The following is a 3,637-nucleotide window of genomic DNA, read 5'->3' as shown; positions in this document are numbered from 1 at the left end:
CAGACGTGCGCCGGCCGTTGGATGCTTCTTTTTCCCTCAATGGCACAAACAAAGGCCTCCGAAATTCATTTTCGGAGGCCTTTGTCTACAATCTGCAATAACGTAAACTGAAATGTTTCAGTTTACGTTATTGTTTTTTCAAAGATCCATATTTAAGTATAAGAAAAGCGTTCAGCATATTAATATACCGAACGCCTTTCTTTATTATTTATTTTGTTAAATAAGGTAGCCAATGATTTTTTGCAGTCTCGAGCTCCTGATTAGAATATCCTTCTTCATTTAACCGTCGTTCTAATTCATCTTCAACCATCCATTTTGGAATCGGACCGGAATTATTTCCTGAGTACTTTTTAATAAGATCTTTTACAATTAGTTCCGCCTTTTTAGGTTCTGGAAGATTCTTCTCTCCGTACTCGATATCAGCAATTGATGATTCGAAGGGAAGTGTTTGGCTGGCTGCATAATCTTTCCGTATCGCATCTATTAACGCCCCGGCTAAATTATGAAACTGGTTTTCATTTTGAGAAGCAATGTGTTCGATGTTTCGAATAACTTTGTCTTTTTCATGCTCGGTCAAAAGTTTTTTTGCTTGTTTTTCGTCAATTCCATACGTAATGAGCAACTGAATGATTTCATTGTTATCGTTCTCTTCGATTACATTTTCGACGTATTTGTCATTAGGTTGGATGGCAAACGTTAAAGCTGCTACCTTTCTTCCTTCTTTGATTTCTACATATGAAAACGTTAAGTCCGTGTAATTTTCTAATTCCTCTTGGGCTTTTTTAAGAATGCGATTTTTGAAATTGGCATAAGGTTCATATTTTCCTTCTTCGATATTTAATAGCTGCCGAAGTTCTGGAATGGAGTAACTCACCTGGTGGCGAAATTCGTCTTTTTTTAACAACTCGTACATACGCATCGAATACTCGCTTCGCAATCGAAGGACGTTCCTTAATTTGAATGGCGTAAAGCGTTGTTTTAATTCTAATAAATAAGGTTTCATTTTTTGAGAAAATTCGAGCTCCACGCATCCCTGACCGTGAAAATATTCGCTTGACGCTACCCAATTTACGTATAATTCCGATTTTTCTTTTTGGATATATGCGCCTTTCTGTTGCAAACCGAGGACGATGTTCTGTACTTTTCGGTAATAGTTTTTGGTCTGAATACCGAGAATATCGGCGATATCCTTTACTTTTACTCTATGTATTTTAAAATCGTTATCTTCTTTATGTATTAACGAAGCAAAGGCATAAATGATCCGACGTTCTTGAATAGTGAGATCTTGGCGGGACATGATGAGATCGTTGGACTGTGTGACTGTATGCTCAGGCGATATTTCAGAGACTCCAGGTAAATCCATCTGTTCGCTCACCATGCCGCTTCACTCCTCCCAGTTATTAGTAAGTTAATTATAATTACTGCTTATCTCTTCTGTCTACTCCTCTTTTTGTAATAGTTATTCGATGTAACAACATTATTTAATTTTTCACCTTGTTGTTTACATCGTTTATTTATTTAGCAACTAAATTACAATGATTAATAATTAGAGAGCTCTGTAGGCCCGTTGTATCAAGGGTTTCAACTTTGAACTATTACACATTGAGGAGTGAACTATTACACATTGGGGAGTGAACTATTACAATTAAGGGAGTCTAACTATTACACATTGAGGAGTGAACTATTACAATTAGGGGAGTGAACTATTACACATTGAGGAGTAACTATTACACATTGGGGAGTTCAACTATTACAAAGTGAGGAGTCAACTTTTGTGAATTATATGTCTCTAACTATTACACATTTAGGAGTTTAAAAGTTATAAATGTGTAAATTTGTAATTACATTTACGTAAATGTTTCAGTAATAATAGACATAGTATAAATGTTGAAATAATTTATTTAATCTTTCGAAGAACAATCTGAATATAAATTTAAATGCCAATTATAAAATGCATGTGTTACTAATAACTATTACACATCGAGGAGTGAATTTTAAGAAAACACCCTTCGTCCAGAGAATTAATATGTCATAACTTCTAATATTAGACAGCAATGATTAAATTATAAAAAGTAAACATAATATATTAATAAAACTGTTACGTTTATGTTTACTTAAATATTCAACTATTATGTCTTTCATGATGGACTTTGAGAAGATCTAATATGATATTAAAAACTTAGTAAGTTATATAGAATGCCATCCAAAGGTAGGGAGTACTTAAATAATAAAAGCTATAATTAAACTATTACAAAAACGTTTTAGTTTATGTAATAGTTTATGAGGGAAAAATATAATAAGTAATCAATCATATAGAAAAAAGCCATTAGTTAGTGACTTATTATTGTAATTGAGAATGAAAAAATACAATATCAGGAGAGAATTTCTAATGTGATAGAGGTCCAGGAGTTAGAGAGATTTGTTCAACCTCAGATGGCAAAAAAGATTTATTCGTTAGGAGACCGAATAAACAAATACAGAAAAAATAACGTCACCGGAAATAAATATTTTTTAGAATTCCACTTGTGAGGGCATCTGTTGGTTGTTAAGAAAAGGGTGATCGTCCGCTCTCTTTTTCTTTAGTGCACATATGAGCCGGCCATGGATTCTCGGCACGCGCCAGAATTAATAACTGCAGAAATTTCAATTGAAAGAGGAAAGTTGCCGACAACAGCCTCTATATTTTAGCTTACTTCATGAAGGTTATTCCTGAGTAGAGTAGGTGCCTCTGTGTTTGGCCCCGAGCCACTAAAAAACTTTTTTTCGTGCTCGCTCGTTTACATAAAATATTTTAGGCTCTCGTTAATAAATATTACACATAAAAGAATTAGTATTAGATAACGAAGTTCTAACTAAATAATTATTCTTGATTTCTAAATATCAAATAACAGTGTTTTAATTCATTAAAATAAAAGAAAACATAATATATTCATGAAACTGTTACGTTTATGTTTATGTATTTTTTATTTGAGAATTCATTTTATATTTGCCTAAAATAGAATTTAAGCAAGAACTAGTGACTTATTGAAGAATTACTAAGTTATATTGAATAAAAAAACATTTATTTAAACTATTACATAAACTGAAACGTATTTGTAATAGTTTGTATTGTGATAAGGAATATTTTAGATATATATTAAAGGAGAGATTCCGATAAGGGTCGTTATGCAAAAAAAGCGCAGTTAAACGTTTTTACTTGAACGTTGGCAAACCAGTAATAATAAAGGAATAGATGATTTGCTTTGTTTTATAGTAAAATAGTAGCAATATTTCTATTTTTTTATAAAAGGCATGTGATCCCTACTAGTCGTCTCTGTATCAGACGGTTACTCAAGAGTTTCAGCAGGGGTGGCGAATGGATTGTATGTGATGTGTGGGGGACAGCTATGTTAGATCAGCGGAATCTCTTTGATCATTCGCTCTATATAAAGGTAGACATGGATATCAAATTGACAGATCCGGGGAAACACTTCCAAATTAATATATAAGCTTGACCTTTCTCTATAGCACTTAAAAATAAGATGAACCAAGATACTTTGGTATGTAGACGTCAAGTCGAATTTTACACTTTTTGCTCATTTCCTGTTTACACTTTTGTTGAAAATATTCGCTGCCGGTTTTTCATCCGGTGGCTTTC

At 33.0% G+C, this 3,637-nt stretch carries 1 protein-coding gene; it reads right to left on the bottom strand.

Annotated elements, in window-relative coordinates; translation table 11 throughout:
* Window positions 1–208 precede the first annotated feature (208 nt).
* Window positions 209–1,378: a replication initiation protein gene (locus G548_RS18910; RefSeq protein ID WP_022795279.1), complete on the bottom strand. Its 1,170-nt coding sequence runs from the start codon at window positions 1,376–1,378 to the stop codon at window positions 209–211.
* Window positions 1,379–3,637: the final 2,259 nt, after the last annotated feature.

The sequence above is a fragment of the Marinococcus halotolerans DSM 16375 genome (assembly GCF_000420725.1).
GTDB lineage: Bacteria > Bacillota > Bacilli > Bacillales > Marinococcaceae > Marinococcus > Marinococcus halotolerans.
The sequence above is the reverse complement of the archived record's forward strand: the minus strand, read 5'-3'. Positions and strand labels throughout refer to the sequence as shown.